This is a genomic window from Niallia sp. HCP3S3_B10, assembly GCF_052064465.1.
Classification (GTDB): domain Bacteria; phylum Bacillota; class Bacilli; order Bacillales; family Cytobacillaceae; genus Niallia; species Niallia hominis.
This window is the reverse complement of the sequence record NZ_JBQHVO010000015.1, coordinates 15,058-36,754: the sequence shown is the minus strand read 5'-3', so window position 1 is coordinate 36,754 and position 21,697 is coordinate 15,058. Positions and strand designations below refer to the sequence as shown.

Sequence of the window (21,697 nt, the reverse complement as noted above, 5' to 3'; positions counted from 1 at the left end):
GAGCATAATATCTCCTAATCCTTCTAAAGGCTAACTCATTTTCTCATCACTAATGTTTTTCATCTTCATTGAAAGAACATTCCGTATAGAAATCCTCAACTCATCAATCTCTTTTAGCTCCTTCTCTGAAATAATCCCTTTGATTAAGGATGTTTCCAACAAACTATGAAGGCCATCCAATGCCTTCAATGAATCATTAAAGAAACGAAACTTTTTAGGAATATACAATTGATGTGCCTCGGCAAGGTTGGCAACGCTTGATGTCGCCCGTTTCCTAATAATCTTCACAAGGTCTTTTTCCTTCCAAAATTCACGTCTATTTGTAATCTCGTAAATCTTTTCAACCAATTGCAGGGCATTAGTATAGGCACCAAAGTTTTTAACGTTTGGTGTAAACGGATTTGGTAAATCCATTCCCCTTCCCTCTTTTTCTTTTATATTGGACAGGTTTTTTGTTAGAATGCTTACCACTTGAGTTGTCAAATTATCTAACTCAATGAATTGAACTTGGGTTATATATTTCTGCCCCAATGACATTTGGAGCCATGCTGAGGTTTCTTTTGCTGAACCTATTGCAATGCTGTATTGGTAAAACTTCTCCCCTACATAAATTTGCTCACCTACTTCAATTCTGTCTTTAATTGAACCAGCACTTCTTTCAATCTGGTTTACTATGTGATCAACTTCGTATGAGGGAAGGTTCTTACACATTTCAATTACCTTTTTTTCTAACTCCCTAGCCTTCTTATAACCAATAAATTGCTTTACATCTCTTACTTCAAGGTGCTGCTGTTGTTTTTTGGTTTGTTTTTCATTTGAAGGTGTTCTTGATTGTGGGGGGTTGCGTGAAATTACAGCGGAAAAGTTGTTTGGGGATTGAATATCGAGGGATTCCTCGAGGTTGTCGTAAATCTGATTGGCTCTGTAATTATGAAGGTATTTTTCTATCAATATTTCTTCTGCTTCACAAATACCTCCCACGTCTTTTAGAACCCATATAACTCCTTTTTCTGCAAGTTCCTTGAGGCGAACCTCTATGTCTAAGATACTGTAATTTGATAATTCCCGTTTTCTTTTGTACTCTTGTTGAATTCGTTTAACCTGTTCATTCAATTTGAAGCATCTCCTTTTAAAAGGATAACCGAGGATTAGGAACCCAAATTGGTTGGGGGCAATAGTTACCTAATCCAATTATCCTTAACTTTTTAATCAATCTTCAAAGCTAAATTTCATTAGCATTATAATGCTTATACAATAGCTCATTTATGGCTACCCATTTTTCTTCATCCGATAGGGATTGGTCCGTTGGAAAGAAACGACAAATTCTACTATGTTCTTCACCATCTATGTGACCATTAGTCTTTTCATAAGTAGCATAAAGGACTAAGCATTCTCCTGATGTTGTGATATAAATCTCTCTGTAGACTGTTATTTCTCCATCAAATTCCTCACATTCCTTAAAACTTGTTGCGAATATTCCACAAATGATTTCTCCAACTTTGTTCAAAAAGAATTCATCATCATAATACATCCCTTCTTGATCGACCCTAGCACTTTTGCAAATAGGTTTAGCTGAATAATATTGTTGATCCAATATCATTGATAACAAACCCCCAAGATCAAAGTCAAACATATCGTATCTGTTCTCAACATAGCGAATTACATTATTTTTCATAGGTACTTCTCTCCCTTTTCTTGTTTTTTATTTTAATTTATCGTATTCCTTTTCCTTCATGCTTAATCTCCCATTATGGTTCTACCTTGTTTTGGTCCTGCTGTTCACTTGAACCTACAGCAGAAGATAGGTTATGAACGATCTTGCAAATAGATAAAACCAATGGTCGGAACTAGACATCAAAGAAATGAACAATATCAGTGAATTTGTTGATTTCGGAAAAAACTTTTTGAGGGTTCAATTGGAGAAACTTTTTTAAGCGTGAGGTGGCACATTACTTTTTTAGTGTCCTACTACTCTTTAACCGTACTTCTATTTCCTTGAAGTATGATTCCGAGTAAAGTGGAAAGGAGTATAATGTTGTTTCGGTCAGACATTTTGATTGAGTGTTCTTATCGAAAAAAGCAACTTTTCTTTTTTCAGCAGAAAGTAATCCTAACTCCCTAAATCTCTTTACAGCACTACTGAATCTAGCAGAAGATACTTTACTTTGACTTGCATACATTGAGAAGATAGAGTTATTTTTATCACTTCTTTTCTCTTTGTCAATGAACTTTTGACCATGAATTAGCATGTTTTCAAGTACATCTACATAGGACTTTATCTTTTTAAATAGGTTGGGATACTTAACTTGAAAGTCGTGGTTTTTAAATAGAGCAAGAATCAGTTCATTTTCAATATATTTATCCTTCTCCTTTTGTTCCCAATCGGCTACACCATAAGATACATTCAGTAAATTGATCAGCTCATCTCTTACAAATTGACGTCGCTGTGTATAGCCTCTTCCTTGTACTTGTGGAAAGCAAAGTAGCAAATCAAAAATCGAATAAGCAACTGCTTCATCATAAGGTTGACCTGTGAAGTATTTGTATTTTCCTGTAGTATCCTTACCAATCCACGCTTCGTTTCCATCGAATATTTCACAAGGAAAAAGTGTTTCTTCCTTTATAGCTTTTAAATTTGGAAAAACCATTGAAAAGACATTATTTTCTACTGCTGCACTCTCAAATTCATCATGATTCTTTAGGTTCACAAAAGTAGTTGAAGCATCGTACTTCGTCTTCCGCCATTTTGAGGCCTTTTCACCTTTACTTAACTCATTTTTTGCCATCATTCTTTCTTGGATAAATGCAGAACGATATGGATGGAATTCTCTTGAAATTGTCATTATAGATCTACTCCTTTTTACTTTGTTTTGTAGTTGTTATCTAAGGTAACAGCAGGAGAGAAATATTATGAATCTCTCCAATTACCTTACTTAAATTCTTGGCTTGGGAGGTTGTTGCCCCACTAAGGGACACCGCCTCTCCATCTTTTTACTTTAATTTGATTCCAACAAACTCAACAGCCCTTGTTTGTGATCCCTGATGTTTTGAAACACCATCGTCTTCAAATAGACTTTCCACTTGTGAATAAAATTCACGTTGGGAAACAGATCGTACTTTGGCAGCTAAACAAGCCTTTTTATATTCATCATAAAGCCTTTTTCCCGATACGTTTGACGCAATATCAAGTTCACAATGCTCATCACAAAACCAAAGGGTGCTGTTATTTCTTTTCATATATTCTTTCATCAGTTTTTTAGAGTTAGCACTTTCTGTAAAACTGTAGCCATTATTGATCAACCTTTGCAGTCCTAGAAGGGCCCACTGAACAATGCCTTCTTTTTCTTCAAGCAATTCTTCTTTCAAATTTCTATTTATTTTTAAGTTGGATACGGGTTTGTTAAAGGGAATGAATACCAGTCTGCGGTAAAAGCCTGTGGATGTGTCAACATAATTGGCGGGGATTTTATTGCAGGAGAACAAAAAGCGAGCTGTGTTGTTTAAGGTGAAGGGATTTTTATATTTCTTGTTTACTGACGTACTATCACCAGCAACTAAACTTTTGAACATTCCTGTATCACCTATATCCTTTTGGGGTAAATCGGAGAATGTGTTTAGAAGTTTTCCTTTTAATTCAGCCGGATAAAATTTATCAGATAGATTCTGGAACGATACATTACTTACCAAATCTAATCCAATAATTTCTTCCATCATTGAAATGTAAGTAGATTTCCCTGATTGTCCAGGCCCCACTAACACAAATGCCTTTTGGGCTTGTGTTTCAGCAGTTAGTAGATAACCACTTAACTCCTGAATAGTTAGGATGTCTTCAGGCTCTAAAACTTCTTCAAGGAAATTCTTGAACTTTGGACAATCTTGTTCTGAATTATACGCCACATTTAGTTGTATTGCGGTACGATATGTTTCCGGGTATTCACTTAAAGTACCTACGTCTAAATTGTAAACTCCATTCTGAAAGTTGATTTTCCCTTTAATCCTATTTGTATCTAGGATTCCCTCGTCTGTTTCAATATCAGGGACTATCAGAGAATCTACCTCCTTAATTTGGTTATATCTAGCTTCTCCTTTTATGAGGTAGTCCTTAATCATCTTTTGTCTATCTTTTTTCTCCATCATTTTGAAAACTCCACCTTTTTCTCTCCGATATACAGTATCATTAGCATAGGCTAAATTTTCATCTTCAATTATTTTTGATGCCAGTCTATCGGGTTTAAGTTTAAGCTCTCCATTTTTTTCAACGTAGTATTCTGGAATTGAATTCCCCTTGTTACCCATTTTTTCTTCGTTCCTAGTTTCTAGGTACATTCGCTTAAACCATGAAATCCCTTTTGATATACTCAAAGTAGTTTTTGGCTTTTTTATAGGATTACCATGTAATGGAATAATTGCTTTTTCCTCAATGTAGGCTAAATTTTCATCTTTAGAGATTAAGCCATCCTTTTTATCTGTTTTTATGACAGCATTCAACATACCATCATTAAATTCAGCATAAATGTAGCCTTGAAACAAGTCCAGAACATCAGATAGGAGATTGCTCTTCTCCCTATCTTTATCGCCTACATCTTTAATGATAATTCCAACATAGGCATCGTTTTGGGTTGGTACGAAACCAATTCCGTCTACCCCATCGCTGTATTCACCTCTCAATTTTATTGCCTGTTCAAGGGAAACTAAATTACTTAAATCATTGCCTTTAATCTCCTGGTTCTTTATTGGATCCCAAGCAACAATTCGTTTCCTTTTTCCTTTTACTATTACTTTAAAACAAGCCCATTGTTTTAACCCTCTGATTTCATTTGGTAATCCATTGTAAAGATAATTGTTTTTTATTGCTTCCATCTTGATCTTCCCTTCTGAATTGAAATATTTTGCACTTTACTGCCTTTAGGCAATGTAAAGGTAATATTTTTGCGGGTGTTTCCCCCGCTAAATATTAATCAGTTATATATGAGTTTGCTATTTCAGAAATTTTATCAATTATTACTATTTCATTATCTTCCTTGTTCGTCATCCATGTATCACCCATTATATTCAATGGGATGGAGGAAGACTTTGAATTATAAAGTGCTACTATATTTAACTTCTTTAATTCAGATTGAATATCATTTTTACTCATGCCATATTTATTGAGCATTACCTCAACATTGAAAGTCATTTGTAAATCTTCTTTTTTTATTTCAATTAGGTTCCGTTCCTTTTCTAAAAGCTCACCTAATCGTAAACAATACTTTTCAAAGGTATCATTAAATCGTGTTGGATCGGCATGTTCAGTAATACTATACCAATCATCAATTAGTTCTCTTAGCAAAATTTTTTGGGCATTTGTAATGGTTTCTTTCCCATTATCCGTTTGTCTAACCACATTGAACCGAAACAAATCTTCAGGAAAAATAAATTCATTTAGCTCCACAGTTTGTATATTTTCCTTATCCAGGAAAGCATCCATCCCTAGGCATATTAGAACTTCATCCAACGATAGGTTTAAAGTTTGCATTATTACTTTTAAAGACTGAGTTGTTGGATTTTTCTTTTTGCCACTTTCAAGCCTATATAAGTATGATTCACTTAACTTATGTCCATACTTCTCTGTTTCATCTGAGAATTTTGCAAAAGACCAACCCCTAGCCTCTCTTTCTTTTTTCATAAGAGAACCTAAATCAAATGTAGTTTCGTTTTCCAAGGACTCACCTCCCTATAAATCTAATGTTGCTTTTCAACTCTATGATTAAATTCTATCATCACCATTTCCTTTAGTCAATGGATTTTTAATTTTTTATTTCAAAATTGAAATGAAAAGAAAATCTAAATAGCTTTCACAATACATATTGCATCACTCTATTGTTTATAGTCAATGTTATTGTGTTCTACCTCTACATTTTCATTCACAGAAAGCTATATCTAGCTAAGAAACTAATATTATCTATTTTTTTCGAGTGAGACGAGTACATTTTTAATAATCTATCCCATTTCTAATTCCAAAATACAAATTTCTAATATGGGTATTCGAGTGAAACGAGTACAAATACAATATACTTCATTCACATTAATAGAATCTTTATAAGAATTATTACTACACCGTTACTTGTTGATTTACATGATCCTGTTGAATGAAGCACTTAATATTTCAATTTGCCACCTAAACTTTGTATATTTGTCTTTTACCGTAAAGAGCGGTCTTTTCATTATTTAGAAGAGTAATAGCTTGTTTATGTGATATAGCATCAAGGCAAACGAGTGAAACGAGTGGTATTTTATACAATCAATTTCATGGTGTTTTATAGAAATTCCTATTTATCTATCAAAAATCTACTTAACTTTTACTAAATCCACTCGTTTTACTCGTAAAGATATAAATACTTCATTCAATGCAAAAATAACGTTGTGGTTACATCCTTCAAAATGGGTTTCCTTAAAGAGCTTTTCAAAAAGAGTATAATAGAAGATTAAATAAAGCACTCGTTTTACTCGTATCAATTAATGGGAATATCAGCCCAACTTAATGATATTGTTTTTACCATCAAGGTGAATCTTTTACTATATGAAATGCTTATCCTATTTAAGTAAATACCTTTTAACATCACAGCATACGAGTGAAACGAGTGGTATTTCACATAAAAAGTTATTATTTATGATATTCTCTCTCCCTATGCCATCTAAAAATTTAACTAATGTCAAAATGTATAAGAACCACTCGTTTTACTCGTATTAAGGATAAAATGCTTCATTCAATGCAGTAGGATATAGAATTGCTATTATCCTCTTATATTAAATATTTAAAGAGTACCTTCAAAAGAGTTAAAAAGGGAAATAGAAAAATGCACTCGTTTCACTCGTATCAGCCAAAATGCAGTTGAATGAAGTATTTTCAGTTACTACACAGCCCCTGTTAACTAGATAATTTTGTTTTTACCGTCAAGGGCAATCTTTTCCCCAAGGTTGATAATTGCTGCCTAGATATACAAAAAATGCAACCATTTTAGGGCCATCTAAGAAGAATCCATTAGACATGCTCATTAAAAGTGATTGTAAATGCACAAAAAGGAATCGGGTTGACCGACTCCTTCTTATATAATTACACTATTTAGCTAACTCCTAATGCCTTAAACACAGCGTCTATTGGATCAGAATAAAACACTGGCTGCACTTTTACCAGTAGATCTGGTGGAACTGTTTGCAAGTCCATAACCGATGCTGCAGGTATTAATACTTTTTTAGCACCTGCATCTACGCATACTTGTAAAGTGTTTGCAAATTCCTCCACTTTGGAAATAGTGCCACCGACAGTCATATTGCCTATAACGACCAAACTTTCCTGTGTTGGCTTTCCTAATGCACCTGAGCAAAGGCCAATTAATTCAGCAACGGCCAGTTCATCCGTTAAACCGATACCTTGTAAATCACTTATGTGCATGAGATAGTCTTTTGTTTTAGTGCTAATGGTATTACTAATGCTTTTGCTATTAGCTGTAAAGAAACGAAAAGCTGTATCTAGGCTTTCTTTTGCTTCACGGTTGGAACCAACACCAGATTTATCAAATTTACCTGTTCCACTAACTACTTGATTTTCGAGCTTATAGATTCCAATCATGCCAGAATGACTATGTCCAGCAACATAAACATGCCCCGGCTTACCCATACCTTCTGGTATTAATTTGCCTCCACCTTGCTCTGGAACTGATACATAATGTTCTTCGAGTGTTTCCTTATCAATATAAGAGAACATTACATCATAGAACTCCATACCGCCAATCTTCTTCAACTGTTCTTTAACCCTACGGCGACCTTCAAGAGCGTATTCCAATACCTCGCTAACTTCTTCCTTAGTAAATTCGCCATGAGGATAAAGGAGTTTTAACATACCAGAAACCGTTTTTCTGATTGCATTTGTATCACGTTGGTTTAAATTGTTTCCAAGTTTAAAATAGCGATCAATCGCATCACTGAACGTCCGTTTCCGCATTTCACGGAAAAACTCTGCAATGTAATCTACAATAAAGCCATATTTTTCGGTAATAAGATCTGGACGCATCTTTGGAATCTCCCAGCCTGGAAGATAATAGTGCATCCGATCAAAGAATGCCGAATCATTTGCCATCTCTTCTGGGAATGGTGCAAACAAGTGTGATGTTTTAATTAATGTGTCCACGCTTTGATTGATATTGCCGACAAATACCATAGCAGCAGAGGCATTCTTCTCTTCTTTGCCTCTAGCAAAAGAACCTGATGCCATATAGTCCTTCATGATTTGAATGCCGTCTTTATCTTTAAAACGAATACCAGCTACCTCGTCAAAAGTAACACAGTCCCACATCCCGACAAGGCCTACTTTTCTCGTAGACATATTATAGAAAAGATTTGCTACCGTTGTTTGTCCACCCGAAACGAGAATTGAATTCGGTGATAGTTCCTTATAGACATGCGATTTCCCGGTACCACGTGGACCGAGTTCACACATATTGTAGTTGTTTTCTACAAGGGGAACCAAACGTAGCAACAAATGCCACTTCACCCGCTCTTCTAATTGTGTAGGTTCCATTCCAATAGAGCGTATTAATACATCAATCCATTCGTCTTTTGTAAAGCTCTTTCTCCCTTCAAATACCTCATCTATGTCCATATTTGGCATTTGAATCGGCTGTAAGCTACTAACATTAAAAGGATTAGAATTACGTACCTCTTCGTCATAAAAATAATCAATTTTGACCATGCACCATATGCCCCCGACAAGGAGCTTATCAAACTCTTTCACATACATGGATGAAATAGGAACACCTTTTAATCCTAGGTTGGAGAACTCGGCTTCGTAAGTATCAATCTTCGGATTTAACGCCACTGTTACCTTATCAATAACAGAGTATTGACCATATTCCCGTATACGTGATTTAATCTTCTCTGCCTCATCAGGACGAACGAAATTTTCGGAAAGAATCTTCTTCACTCGCTCTAGCCCTTCACGAATACTGTCCTCATCATCAGTTGCAGCATACATTCCGAGTAAATACTCGAGTACGTAAATAGGGACGTTTGCTCCCTCTTTAATAAGATTGGTTAAATCTTTACGTACAACTCTTCCGGCAAAAACGTCATTCAGTTTTTTATCTAAATCAACAGTTAATCCTTCATTTATATTTTCTTCCACTCACGGTCCTCCTCCCTCTTAAAAGTCGAAATCACTGATAATACCCAAGTTGATGTTAAACGGTATTTTCTCCACTACAACACTTGTCTCCGTATCTCTAATAGTCAGGTAATACGTTTTATTTCGATCGTAAGGAGTGTTCTTCAAAACAAACCTTATTTTGAAAGTACGTTCAGCAGGATTATCAAATGGGCGATCTCCTATAATTGTTTCCTCGTTAGATATTACGCTTCCTTCCTCATCAGCCATATAGATGACTACAGTTCGAGGAGTTGTCTTGTCCTCCACCTTTTCGGTTTGGAAAAATTCAAGATTAAAAATGCTATTAGTTATCTTACGAGTAGTATTCGTAAGTTTAATATCTACTTTTTTAATGGCCTTAGCACCTTTTTGCCCAGTACGTTTGTTTTTAAACGTTAATAGTGGGACAACAATCTCTTGCAGACTTGCACCACCATGAACAAAATTAATACCTGATCCTTGCATTTTGTATCTGAGCGTTGCCTTTGGCAAATACGCTGTTAATTGCTGTTTATTTTTTATAACAGATGACAGATTAATAGCCAATTGTCCTGACACTTCACGCTGCTCTTTTGAAAGTATATAGCGACGTTTAACTTCAATACTACTACCTGCATCTTGTCCAATCTTATCACTTTCTTCTAATTCATCCCTTTGGTATAAGAAACCGTGATCAGCCGTAATATACACATTCGTGCCGCTTAAATCATCCCGAATAATTTTAACTAAGTCATACAATTGATTTAATGAGGTTTCTACTGCATTAAATGTATAGACTTCTGTTGATGCCTTATCTCCCATTGCATCAATCGTATCGTGATAGATGTATATGAGCTTTTTACCCTTAAAGGTTTCTCTTCTCCCCGCTTTATTCATCGCTAGTACATCTTGAAAATGAACAGCAATGCTTTCAGCCACTTTAGATTCAATAATCTTTTTCCGATTTTCCAAACCAGAAGAATCTTTCCCATCAACTAAGACCCTAGCATTTGTATCTATGTCAATTTCTTTGTGTGGTAGGAGAGATGGCATTCCAAGTTTAGTAATAGAAGGCACTACTCCAAGTAATGTTTCCACATCACAAACACCCATTGTCTCGGTATTAAGACGATCGGCCAGCTCAACACCTATTTCATAACGCATCGCATCTGAAACAATAACAAAAACTCGTTCCCCATTTCTAACTTTAGAGTCGATGAATGAAGAATAAAAGTGTTGCTGATTTTTGATACCAGGTAATGACCAGTCCTGTGTCATTTCAGACTCAACCACTTGGGACCAATGGGAACTCAACTCCCCCATATACCAGTTAGTATATAGATTTTCTACTAGCATTTTTAACTTTTTCAATAGATCATGATTACTTTCCTCATCATAAGCCACATAAAACTTACGGTAATATGTATCCATTAAATGATAATCATTTACATATGCTTGATATAAATCAATAGCCCGTCCTTGTGGGATACCTTGGCGATGTTCCTTATAAAATTCATGAATTTTCACAGTGTAGTAAAGTGCCTCATATATGGAAGCAAATTTATCATAGTAATGCTTTGCTCTTCTCAATTTAATTAGTTTCGTGTATTCTTCATAATCCTCAAGCTGTGTAACCAACCCATTAGCTATGTAAATAATGATTGCTCGGTCGAGATATGGAAAAGTATCCGTTTGTTTAAAGGCTTCAACTGGCAAATTATTGATTATATTCGAAAGTCGGATTTCCTGCTCAGCCATTGCAGCATATTCATCAAATACCACATAGTCAGTCTTATGGTGCATCCAATGGTCAATAAACACAACTGCATTTGTTTTATTTCGATTGGATATAAAATCTCTAAGTTCATTTAGATTTTCTTCTCCAACCGATTGACTGAATGCCGTTACTGCTAGATGGATGAACAAGGTTTTTAGACTCTTCTTCTCCCGTTCATAACCATAGTAATTAGAAGCATAATTCCAGAACACCTCAATATCAAAAAACTTCTCCAGAAGGGAAAGATATTTATTCTCATTGTCATCCAGAGTATCCATTAATACAACCTTTAAAACTTCTTCAAAATCGGGTGTTCTAACATTACATAATACACTCATAATTGAAAGTTCAATGATTTGCTCTGAATAAGTTTCTATATTTAATGCTGAAAACTTTCTAAAACGCTCCTTATTATTAAAGAAACGTTCATACTTTTTGATTACAGCTCGAAGTGATGGGTCTATATTCAACTCACTTAAAATAAGTGAAACTCGATCTGCATAGAACGTTTTTGAATAAAAAACTGTATCTGCTAACCAGTTGTCTTCCACACCCAATTCTATATTTGTATATATCAAGTATGGAGACTCCGGATCTTCTTCTTCAAGCAAATATTTCGTCTGAAACTGGTTACGGTCCGTAAGCATATGTACCTTTACTTTACCAACGGTAAGCTGTTCAATGTCCTCAGTGAACTCATTATCTTTATCCACCCAGAACACAATCCTCCGTTGTTCCCCATCTTTTAATGGCTCATTGAATATATCTGATAACGCAGCCTCAATTTGAGTTATATTCATTTCCTTCACCTACTTTCTATTTACATTATAGTGCAAAGATACACCAGCAAAACACTGATGTATCTCCGTTGGATTTATTTAAATTTTTGCGACGAGTCCTTTAAATTTTTCATAATTCACTTTAACACCATCATCTAAATCTATTTCAATCTGCATATCTGCCATGTGATGGAGTAATTCATCGTACTCCTTTAATTCATCAATCTTCTTATCAAGGTATTTCAGTTCTTTCTTTGCATTACTTATCTCTTTTGCTGTAGAATCACCTTCAATGATATTAAGTAAGTCTTTCTTTTCAGCATCTAAAAGAATCTGATAGTCATGTAAATAATCTGTCCGGATGCGGGAAAGTGTGGTCTTATCATAACGGTGCATATAGATTAAGCAATTAAAGGCTTTCTCTTTTCCAGAAGTAAATAACCAATATATAGGTCGTTTATTGTATGTCTTTAAATGATCTTTATAGAAATCATTTAAGAAATAACGTCTAAGTGTTTCTTTTGCTGTTTCACCTTTCCTTCTACCCAAAGCATTAGCGATATAATCCAAATTGTCATTAAGATTACTTTCACCGAATGTTATCTGAACAAAGTTGACAAACTTTGAAACCATATCATCTCCGAAATATGCTCCTGGAAGGATGGGGAGGATATTGTCCTGATCAACTGGAAATGATTTATATCGTGTACGTTCAAACCCTTCACCAGCATAAACCAGACCGTCCTCATCAAGAGAGTAACGTCCAAATGAACATCCAATTGCATATGAGATGAAACTCTTAATGTCTTCCTCCAAATCTGCTTTACGGATAGTTATATCATTATCATCAACTATTGGAGATATTTCCCCTTGGAAACCATAAGTCTCTATAAAAATTTTGTTTAATTCCTCTTCTTTTGACCTGAGAAGATTGAATCGTTCTTCTGCGTATCTTTCCCATCGTTTATAAATATTTTCTATAGTTAATTTATCTTCTTTGAATTCTATAAAAGGATGTGTTCTAAAATCCCAAGAAGTTTCATAATAATCCCATTCACTTTTAACCAATTCTAATATTTCATCTATTAAAGAAGTATTAATCCTATTATCATTAAGCACCGGAATTTTTGAAATATCTCCAGGATTTGCATTCAAAGTAGGATTTAAGATCTTTGAAAGATATTGGTGTACTTTTGAATTTAATAAACCCAAAAAATATTTATTATATTCATTTGCAAATAAGGCATTAGAAGCAGAACTAAATAAGAAGCCCTTTGGCAAAAGCCTTATTGAAAACTTCGAACTCGTGATAGAAGTCCAAGATAAACCCTCTGAAAAAATATAATCTAAGTTAAGATTAACTGCCCTTATTCTACCCTCTTCATTTTTCTCATTCCTTAATCTGTATCCATCATTTTGCCAATTTACTACATCTACATAATTACCATACCATTTCCTGTATTCTCCACCATTAGCATAGGGGAACCATTTTTTATCTGATTTTTTGGCTTGCTCCCTGTCCAGTCCTATTCCTATTCTATTAAATGATACTTCAAACCATGCCCTTACAAATTCTGCGTTTAATCCTGTAGCCATACCCTTTCTTGTTTGTCCAAAGTCCTTGATTTTAGGTGCATTTTTAAACGCATTTATCCCACTATTACTTATCCAATACGCAATAGGACTCCCAGGGATATTACTAAAATTATCTTGATCAAATGTGTACCTGTATGGGACAGATGGATTTTCAACAGCTTCTAATGTTTTTGTTGGCTGATTTTTAGCCCCTTTAAAATCAGTTAACCTTACATATTCTCCTAAAGTTTCACTAGGGTAATTTCTTAAAGTAAATGTACAAATTGGTACGGTTGCCTCATCAAAACCTGAGTATTCTAATTGAATTAAACTACTAATAGTTCTATTCTTAATGAGGTTTTGACGCAACTTTTCATAAGAGGAAATGAACATCCATACAAATGGGGACATGAATCCCATTTGTCCATTATATTTTGTAGAGTGAAAACTATATTCTATAAATGCCGAAAAAAGATCAGATTTCACATTAGGATAATGTTTAGTCAAATAGTTTGTTACTTCGGTATTCAAATACTTGTTAGCAGCATAAGGCGGATTTGAAATAAAAATGTCATATCTCATATCCATTATGGAAGTTTGTTTGACAAGCATTCTAAATAGGGGAAGTATACGATCTTTCATATTTTCCTCAAAAAGATTGCCCTGTTGTTGCTCAATTACATTTAAACGTCCCTCAATAAAGTCAATATCATTAGAATCAAGTTTTATAAGTGAGCCAATTGCCTTTGCACTTTGGAACTGATTAACAAATATTTTCACTTTTTCAAATGACTCGCCTGATGATTCTCCTGCAATATACTCCAACTCTTCTTCCGTAACTGAATTTGTTTCCTGAATGGATCCCAAATTTATTTTCAATCCATCCCGTTCAATGCTTCTAAAAAAACGTCTATTATATTCTAATGCCTTCATAATAAGAGAAAAACTCGCTAACTGGAACGCTCGTCCATCAATGTCCAATCCATAGAGATTATTTTCGATAATCAGACGTGGAATTTCACGTTCCATGTATCCACATTTACTATAAATCTCAAACAAAACATCGAACATGTAAACCAAAATATGTCCGCTCCCCATCGCAGGGTCAAAACATTTAATATCCTCTACTATTAATTCTCTATTAATAAAGGATGCTAATTCTTCCTCATAATCAACTACCTGGTTAGGATTTTCAAGATAAAATTCCCATTCCTTTATAAGATCACGGTGTTCTGGATGTGATTCAACCCAGTAACGTCCTAGTGTATTTTGTACCATATACCGCACAATCCATTCAGGTGTGAAAAGCTGTGTAGCAAATGGTATTTCCTCAGCTTTATATCGCTTCTTAGCTTGTATAACACGCTCATTTTCTTCTGCGATATAATATTGATATAGCCAACCTATGACTTCAACCTTTTCCCAGTTATCTTCGGGAATTACCTCTGTATTTGTCATTAATCTAATAAAGGAATCAGTTGAAAGAAGGCCATCTGGAAACAAGATTTCTGTATAATCATCAATCGTTTCAAACATGAATGGCATATAACGATTTAAGTCATTGCAATGCTTGATAATAAGATATTTGAACAGTTCCTCTGAGTTATTGTTCATTTTCAACTCATAGATATATTCCTTGTCCAAATCTAAATCTAACTCAAGGGCTTCTTTCATCATGTCTGGCTCATTGCTATCTACATTTGTAGAAGAAAGTACCCTTACCTTCGTTGGTAGGTAGTCATTTACCTCCATAAAACGTAAGGCTGTGAAACGGTTAAACCAAGTATAAGCTACTTCCTCCATTACTCGCTTGAATCCAATTTGACCAATGCGATCAATCAACCTATCTCTTTGAATCTTTTCTTCCTTTGAAAGCTGTCTGCCATCTATAAAGATGGCATCTGAGCTTTCAATGTCTGCTTTTTTTATGTTATCTTCTGTAATTCCTATCTTCATTGCTCTTGCTTCGACCTTTTTCAATAGCTCTCTTCGTGCATTCGTAGCAAAAGTCTTGAGTGCAGTTTTATTCATCCATTTCACCCCAATTATTCAACAAACTCAATTTGTTTATTTTCTTTTATAATCTGCTTTAGCTTACTAGATAAAGCATTGATGTACTTATCGACATCATCTTCTGTAGTTAATGTTTTTACATTGACTAATTTTGTTACTTTTACTGGTTGCTTTTGAATAGTTGGGCCTACAGGCGATATAGGAGGATCAACTACTTCACCATCAGGACGTTTTCTTTGTTCCTCTTCCTTTTTACGTTTCCATTCAGCAATTTCCCGCTCGATATGCCCTTCCATTTTCTCCTTGAAGCTGGTGCTTTGAGAAACTGTTGCATCGACTTTATAAATATCTTTAAAAGTATCTACATTAGCATTAAGTTCTTGATAGTAACGACTTACACGTTCTTTCGTTTCATTGGATACACCATATTGTGATGTCAATAACGATAAGTAATCACTATCATCTTTAAGTTTTTTATGAGCATTTTCTCTCTTCTCATTAAGGACATTATGAATTTGTTCATCCATTGCATGAATAAGCTCAGGAATGTCCTTTATCTTTTTGTAAGGTAAAGGATCCTGAAGTATGGACTGGAGCTTATTAATAACTCCTTCTACCTCTGCACCCACCAAATAGGATTTACTTTCATCATATTTTCGTATGGCTGCCAATCCATCATCAAAGATTTTCTTCTGATCAGTACCGAAGAAACTTTTGACATAGACAATATCCTCTTCCCAATCAAGTAAGTCGTCTTCTAATTCCTTTAACTTATTGAAATAAGATACATTATCTAAGCCATTATGGAACTGCTCAAAGTATTCTAATCCTTTATCGAGCAAACTCATACCAGGATACTTTCTTCCTTCATAACGGGCTTTAAATCCCTTAATTTCGTCTATCTGTTTTTCAACAAGTAGGCGAATGTCCTTCAATAGCCCATCTTCATCGTCAGCCAAATCTGTTTTATTGAACACATCTTTACAAATACTTTTAGCTGTTTTAATTAGTTTTTCATCAACCTTTACCCTCTTCAACACAATGGCTTTGTCTGCTTCCTGTGTCTTTGTAAAAATCGTTACAAGTGTATTCACATTATCTTCTGGTTCCAAGTATTCTGCATTATAACGAATCCGGATACGTTGTTCTTTTAATAAATGTGCAATCATTCCTGATATATCAAGCATTTTCCAACCATATGGCTTGTCTCCGAAACGGTCGAATAAAATCTTAATACGTACCTGCTTTTTCAAGTCGTCTTGTAAGGCGATAAAATCAGACACTTCCCGCTTAGCCAAGTCATTAGGATTTACTTTCAAAGTTTCTTCAAATGACAATTGTTCATCGTTTGAAGAAAGGATTGAAATTAAGGCCCTTTCATTATCTAAGTGTTCCTTTACATAACTAAGTTTTGTGTAGACATTATCGACTAGCATCGTAAAAGCAGTATTTATTTTCTCACGAACAGTTGATCCTTTAATTTCTACTTTATCCCCATTGATAAAGAAAGCACTGTCTTTAATCGCTTCCTCCAAAAGCTCACGAACTCTTCTTCGACGTTCACGAACTTCCGCTTGTTTATTATTCAAGATATTTTGGATGTTTTCAGGAAGTTGCGTAATATTCGTTTTCTTACGGAATTCCTCAATACGCAACGCTTCCCCAATTTCCTCGATATAGGCCTCATTACCACCAAGTTTAATGATCATTTCCCCATTACCCGAAGTCATCATCATTAATTCTTGCTCGGACTTCTGGTAATGGTCTGATAATGGAGAAAGAATTTGCATACCTATATTAGATGTCTGATTTCCATAGTTTTTTTCATCCATTTTCTGATTGTAGGTAAATGAGTATTCACTGTTGTAACGAAAACGCTTTTCATCATATAAGTCTTGGAAAATATAGTTTGCTAACTCCCGCTTAACAATGTCCTCATCAATATTTAGGGACTTGATTTCCCTATTAATGTCTTGCTCGTCATCTGTTAAAAAGATAAAATTATCCCCATTTTTCTGTACCAACGTTTGAGAAATTAGCTTACGCAAAGAAACTTTAATTTTCTCTTTAAGCTGTAATTTATCCTCATCAATATGCGTAACCATTAGAGTAGCAATATTATCGAGATTTGCTGGCAGTTCTTTCACATATTTAATCATGAACAGAACCTTTAATAGATCAATGTTAAAATCATCATCTTTTAGGGCTGGATTTTCATAGGCACCTTCGATAACTCTTGAAATGGATGGATTCAAAAATTCCTTTATCGTGTCATAGAAGGCATAAAAAGGTATAAGTGTACCTTCTTCAGCATTCTTATATTGAAGACCAGCTTCTTTAAATGCTGATAACATGGAGCGTTCCCCTTCAGATAAATGCTTACCAGAAGAGCCATGTTTCCTTACTTGCTCAAAAACGTTTTGTAACAACTTGAATTGATAAGGCATGAAAGGATACACATCTGCAAATTCCTGTTCATTGTCAAACCCACGTAAATCCGCTGTGCTTTCTCTGAAACTAATTAGATTCTTTAAAATAGCACTTTTTTCAGGATAAAGAACCTTCAATTTGTCATTAGCAAAATCTTTTTTTAATAGGATACGTTTTTTGATAACTTCATCAACCGAGATGGATGATAGAGAGAGTCTTGTATCGAATCGCCCTTGAATACGGGAGAAGTCATCACCTTTGACTTTGATTATGCTATCAATACTCTCTTGAGAAGTAACCATTATCCAAACTTTACCCTTACAGTGGGTTCCAAGGTCTTCAGCCACTGTCTGCAAATTCAACATCAAACTACGGTTATCACCGATGTATTGGCCGATCTCATCCACGAGGAAGATAAGGTGGAAGTTTTTCCCCTTACTATTGATGTACTCATTTACGTCTTTCGCAAACTTTTCAATACTGATTTCGAAATTATTTACACCATTTTCAAACCAATTTCGAGCAGATTCTTCGGTCATATCAGTTACTTTCGTTAGGGCACCAATGACAAAGTCCGCATCAAAGTAAAAACTATTACGACGTTCTTCCCATGCTTCACCAGCTAATGACTTAAATTCCGCTTTAAACGCCTCATAGACTCCCTGTTTATCCAGGTACTTCTCCATTTCAGCCACACCAGGTATATCTCCGTAGTAACCACGATGCTCATAAAAAACCTTCATGAAGACTCTCAAAATAGCGTCTTCCTTGGATTTATTGTCAAGTGAACCCTTCGAATCAATATTGAACAGAATAGTTTCTGTTTCTACATCGGCAGTACGTTGCATATTCGCATAAACAAGTGGATCCTGCACTTTATCTTGAAAGAAGTCAATTGCTTGTTTCCCATTGATCTCTTTATTTTCAAGCAAATAGGCTAGTATCTTCAGAAAGTGTGATTTACCAGAACCAAAGAATCCAGAAATCCAAACACCCATCTTATCTGTTACACCATTAATCCCTTTTTGATAATTCTCATAAAACTTAGAAAGATGTTTTTGCAACTCACGGGTAACGACATACTCGTCCAATTCCTGATAAATATTATCTTCATCTTGTTGAGCTACTTTAATGACTCCACGAATATCACGTTCAATGTCTTTTTGAAACATATCTTTAATAATCATCTAAATTCCCCCTATCCCATTTAATCGACTAATCGGAAAGCCCGGTAATAATTATCATCCTTAAATTTTCCAAACAATTGTAATGATTGCCCATCATATTTTCCAGGGAAAAACATGATAACGGGTACATTGTCCAACACTTCTTGTAAGTTATTTAAAATATTATGTGAACGAACGAATGGATAAACCTTACCTATTCCAGTGAGGAACACCACATTATAATCACCCATTTGTTCTTTAATCTTTCCTAGAAACACTTCTGGCTTAGCAAATGTCGTCATTGCTTTAAACAATTGATCTTTTCCTTGACGTTCTTCCATTTCAAAAATCCGTTCGAAGATCCTTTTATCTTTTGTAATTTCTAGCAGCATTTTATATAAATCAAACTCAATAATTCTCCGGTTAGATCCTTCATAACCAAACTCTTTCTTAATATGCTTAATATAATCCCTTACCATAAGTTCATCTTGCGGCTCGTAGTCAAATACGTAAAAGCTAATTTCATTGCCAAGGCCACGTCCCTCTATGAACTTATCCTCTTTAATTTTCGGTATAATCTGATCCAGTCTTGCATTCAAATTTGCCACATATTCACCCCCTACTCACCCATTGCACGTATATAACGAGCATCACCAATTCGAGTGAGATGATTCTTTATCTGTTCATCAATAATTAATCTGTCTAACTCTTTACCTTTTCTGGTTCTTAACATTCCGCTTTCATACAATACTTGCATGAAAGCCCTTTTTAACTTTTCAATATTAATATCGCTCCAACTGGCTACCTTTTCACTTTGCTCCGCCTTAGAGGCGAAGAAGAGATTAATGTCCTTCTTTTCTATTAGGTAGTCATTATTATGTAGCTTTTCCCCTATTACCTCATCCATGAATTCAAAAAACAGCAAATCAGTCTTCATAATGGCATACAGGTTAAGGATTTTTCCCGTTTCAATAGAACCTTCTAGCATTAAAGCCGCCAGAGTTTCGTCAATAGCTTCTGCCCTTTTCATAACGGAAGGTAGTGCTCTATTGATTCTCCCTTGATTATTAAATTGAAACAGATTTTCCTCTTTTACTTTTTGCCTAATTTCCTGTTTAGAAAGTCCAAGCTGCTTTAACTTTATTACCTGCTTTAACTCAAAAAGTAAAAAGGATGCCCCATTCAAACTTGAAGAATATTCTAATTCCATTGTCATGCAATCAAACCTTTCAGACAAGACTATTTTCCTATTTTATTTCCAGTATCTTTCCCACTACTGCTAAACGCCTTTTACCGCATTGCTGCTGGACTACTTTTGTGAACTCACTGTCCTTTATTAGTTTTTCTTGATTATGTTGATATAAGTTTTTTATTCCATCTATTAGCTCATTCTCTTTTATCTCTTCCTGCCAATAGGAATCCACTAGCTTATTCAAATCAACAGCCAAATCTCTCTGTGTACGATAAAACATTTTTAGTTCCACAGGATTCACCTCTTGCAATTTTCTTACTTACCTCTTATTCTAGTCTTATTTCATTTGGAACTCAATTCCAACCATTGATTAATGTCCATTTTCTTATTTCAGCCTCCATATTGTACTCATTTAGGACTATATACGATCTTAAAACGTTTCTAAAAACTAGCATTCAAAATATAAGCAACGTATTATGTACCCGAAACGGTTCCAATGTGAGAATTATGAGTAATTCCTTCTACTTATTGTATTTAACTTTAGGAGTCCACTAACAATAAAAGCTACTGAGAAAAAATCAGTAGCTTCACCTTTCAATTACTCTAATCAGTAATCTTTTTTAGCTGATCTTTGTTTTGTAAAACCTGCTTAAAATATTCTTCAGCTAGATCTTCTAATCCAAAACCATTAATCAGGATATTCAGTTTGGTTGTCAATTCGCCACCCCTGAAACCCCTAATTATTCTATACACGTAGCTTGGTGACAGATTAGTCTTGTCAGATATATCCTTCAGACTATATCCCCTTTGCTCCTTTAGTTGCTCAACTAATTCGCCGAAATGATTTTCAATCATATCAAGAACATCCTGATTTCCTTGTTGTTCCATTGTAGTTTCCTCCTTATTCACTGATACTTGATCAGTTCCTGATTTGTCAAAATACCTTATATACTAAGCAACTACCCAACCGTTTACTACTACTTAATAAAACTAATAATTTTCTATAGGATGGAATATTTCTTTTAATAGTTATCTAGTATAAATAGACATTAGTTTTAAAGGGGGAATCAACATGGATACACAAAAATTTATGAGTCTGTCCTCACTTGAAAAAGTAGAGCTAGTGAATAAAATGCTCAAAGAGAATGATTTTCTTTTGAAAGTTGTATCTTCTAAATTGGGATTGCCAGAGTCAACACTTTCGAAGGTCATTAGGGGAAACTCCTGTTATCAATTCAATAAAACTAGCAAACAGTACGAACGAATTATGCCAATTGAGGAGTACAAGAAATATCTCCAAACAGGAGCTAACGAGGACAAAATGGAGGAATCACTGCAGTTTGTTGCTGAACACCTTGAAGAGTTAAAAAGGCTTTTGCATTCAAATGAAACTCAATTGATTTTAGAGCCAGAAATATATGACTCTAGCAGCAAAACGATCACTAGAACCATTCAGGTAAACGAGGACATTTTCAAGGCGTTCTCTGACTTGTATTCTAGCCGATTCCAGCATATCCGTCTTAGAGAAATCTACAGCAAATGCCTTCTTGATTTTATCAAAACCTATCAACCTAAAAAGACCCCTGAGAATTAAATATCAGGGGG

14 protein-coding genes are annotated in these 21,697 nt (G+C 34.8%); 1 reads left to right on the top strand and 13 read right to left on the bottom strand.

Annotated elements, in window-relative coordinates; all coding sequences use genetic code 11:
- Positions 1-30 precede the first annotated feature (30 nt).
- The 13 genes from ACTNDN_RS09300 to ACTNDN_RS09240 all read right to left on the bottom strand — a co-directional run bounded on the left by ACTNDN_RS09300 (position 31) and on the right by ACTNDN_RS09240 (position 20,980).
- Positions 31-1,113, bottom strand: a complete 1,083-nt coding sequence (locus ACTNDN_RS09300; RefSeq protein WP_441131146.1) for a four helix bundle protein — start codon at positions 1,111-1,113, stop codon at positions 31-33.
- A 109-nt stretch (positions 1,114-1,222) separates the two neighbouring features.
- Positions 1,223-1,675 (bottom strand): hypothetical protein, encoded by a 453-nt coding sequence (locus ACTNDN_RS09295; protein ID WP_441131145.1) that lies wholly within the window; start codon positions 1,673-1,675, stop codon positions 1,223-1,225.
- Positions 1,676-1,949: 274 nt separating this feature from the next.
- Positions 1,950-2,843 (bottom strand): hypothetical protein, encoded by an 894-nt coding sequence (locus tag ACTNDN_RS09290; protein ID WP_441131144.1) that lies wholly within the window; start codon positions 2,841-2,843, stop codon positions 1,950-1,952.
- Positions 2,844-2,991: 148 nt separating this feature from the next.
- On the bottom strand, positions 2,992-4,860 hold the full coding sequence (locus ACTNDN_RS09285; protein ID WP_441131143.1) for a phage/plasmid primase, P4 family: 1,869 nt from the start codon (positions 4,858-4,860) through the stop codon (positions 2,992-2,994).
- Between the two features lie 94 nt (positions 4,861-4,954).
- Complete coding sequence (locus ACTNDN_RS09280; protein WP_441131142.1) at positions 4,955-5,701, bottom strand: helix-turn-helix domain-containing protein; 747 nt, start codon at positions 5,699-5,701, stop codon at positions 4,955-4,957.
- A 1,401-nt stretch (positions 5,702-7,102) separates the two neighbouring features.
- Positions 7,103-9,160 (bottom strand): protease Lon-related BREX system protein BrxL, encoded by a 2,058-nt coding sequence (gene brxL, locus ACTNDN_RS09275; RefSeq protein ID WP_441131141.1) that lies wholly within the window; start codon positions 9,158-9,160, stop codon positions 7,103-7,105.
- An 18-nt stretch (positions 9,161-9,178) separates the two neighbouring features.
- On the bottom strand, positions 9,179-11,737 hold the full coding sequence (gene pglZ, locus ACTNDN_RS09270; protein WP_441131140.1) for a BREX-1 system phosphatase PglZ type A: 2,559 nt from the start codon (positions 11,735-11,737) through the stop codon (positions 9,179-9,181).
- Between the two features lie 78 nt (positions 11,738-11,815).
- Positions 11,816-15,322: a BREX-1 system adenine-specific DNA-methyltransferase PglX gene (pglX, locus tag ACTNDN_RS09265; RefSeq protein ID WP_441131139.1), complete on the bottom strand. Its 3,507-nt coding sequence runs from the start codon at positions 15,320-15,322 to the stop codon at positions 11,816-11,818.
- Positions 15,323-15,336: 14 nt separating this feature from the next.
- The gene (brxC, locus tag ACTNDN_RS09260) at positions 15,337-18,921 is read right to left on the bottom strand and encodes a BREX system P-loop protein BrxC (protein ID WP_441131138.1); all 3,585 of its coding nucleotides are present in this window, start codon (positions 18,919-18,921) and stop codon (positions 15,337-15,339) included.
- A gap of 20 nt (positions 18,922-18,941) precedes the next feature.
- Positions 18,942-19,508: a DUF1788 domain-containing protein gene (locus tag ACTNDN_RS09255; RefSeq protein ID WP_441131137.1), complete on the bottom strand. Its 567-nt coding sequence runs from the start codon at positions 19,506-19,508 to the stop codon at positions 18,942-18,944.
- 11 nt (positions 19,509-19,519) lie between these two features.
- Complete coding sequence (locus ACTNDN_RS09250; RefSeq protein WP_441131136.1) at positions 19,520-20,137, bottom strand: DUF1819 family protein; 618 nt, start codon at positions 20,135-20,137, stop codon at positions 19,520-19,522.
- 10 nt (positions 20,138-20,147) lie between these two features.
- Positions 20,148-20,384: a TIGR04540 family protein gene (locus tag ACTNDN_RS09245; RefSeq protein ID WP_441131135.1), complete on the bottom strand. Its 237-nt coding sequence runs from the start codon at positions 20,382-20,384 to the stop codon at positions 20,148-20,150.
- 311 nt (positions 20,385-20,695) lie between these two features.
- Positions 20,696-20,980 (bottom strand): helix-turn-helix domain-containing protein, encoded by a 285-nt coding sequence (locus tag ACTNDN_RS09240; protein ID WP_441131134.1) that lies wholly within the window; start codon positions 20,978-20,980, stop codon positions 20,696-20,698.
- A 184-nt stretch (positions 20,981-21,164) separates the two neighbouring features.
- Here ACTNDN_RS09240 and ACTNDN_RS09235 point away from each other — a divergent pair, with 184 nt between their 5' ends.
- On the top strand, positions 21,165-21,686 hold the full coding sequence (locus ACTNDN_RS09235; protein ID WP_441131133.1) for a hypothetical protein: 522 nt from the start codon (positions 21,165-21,167) through the stop codon (positions 21,684-21,686).
- Positions 21,687-21,697: the final 11 nt, after the last annotated feature.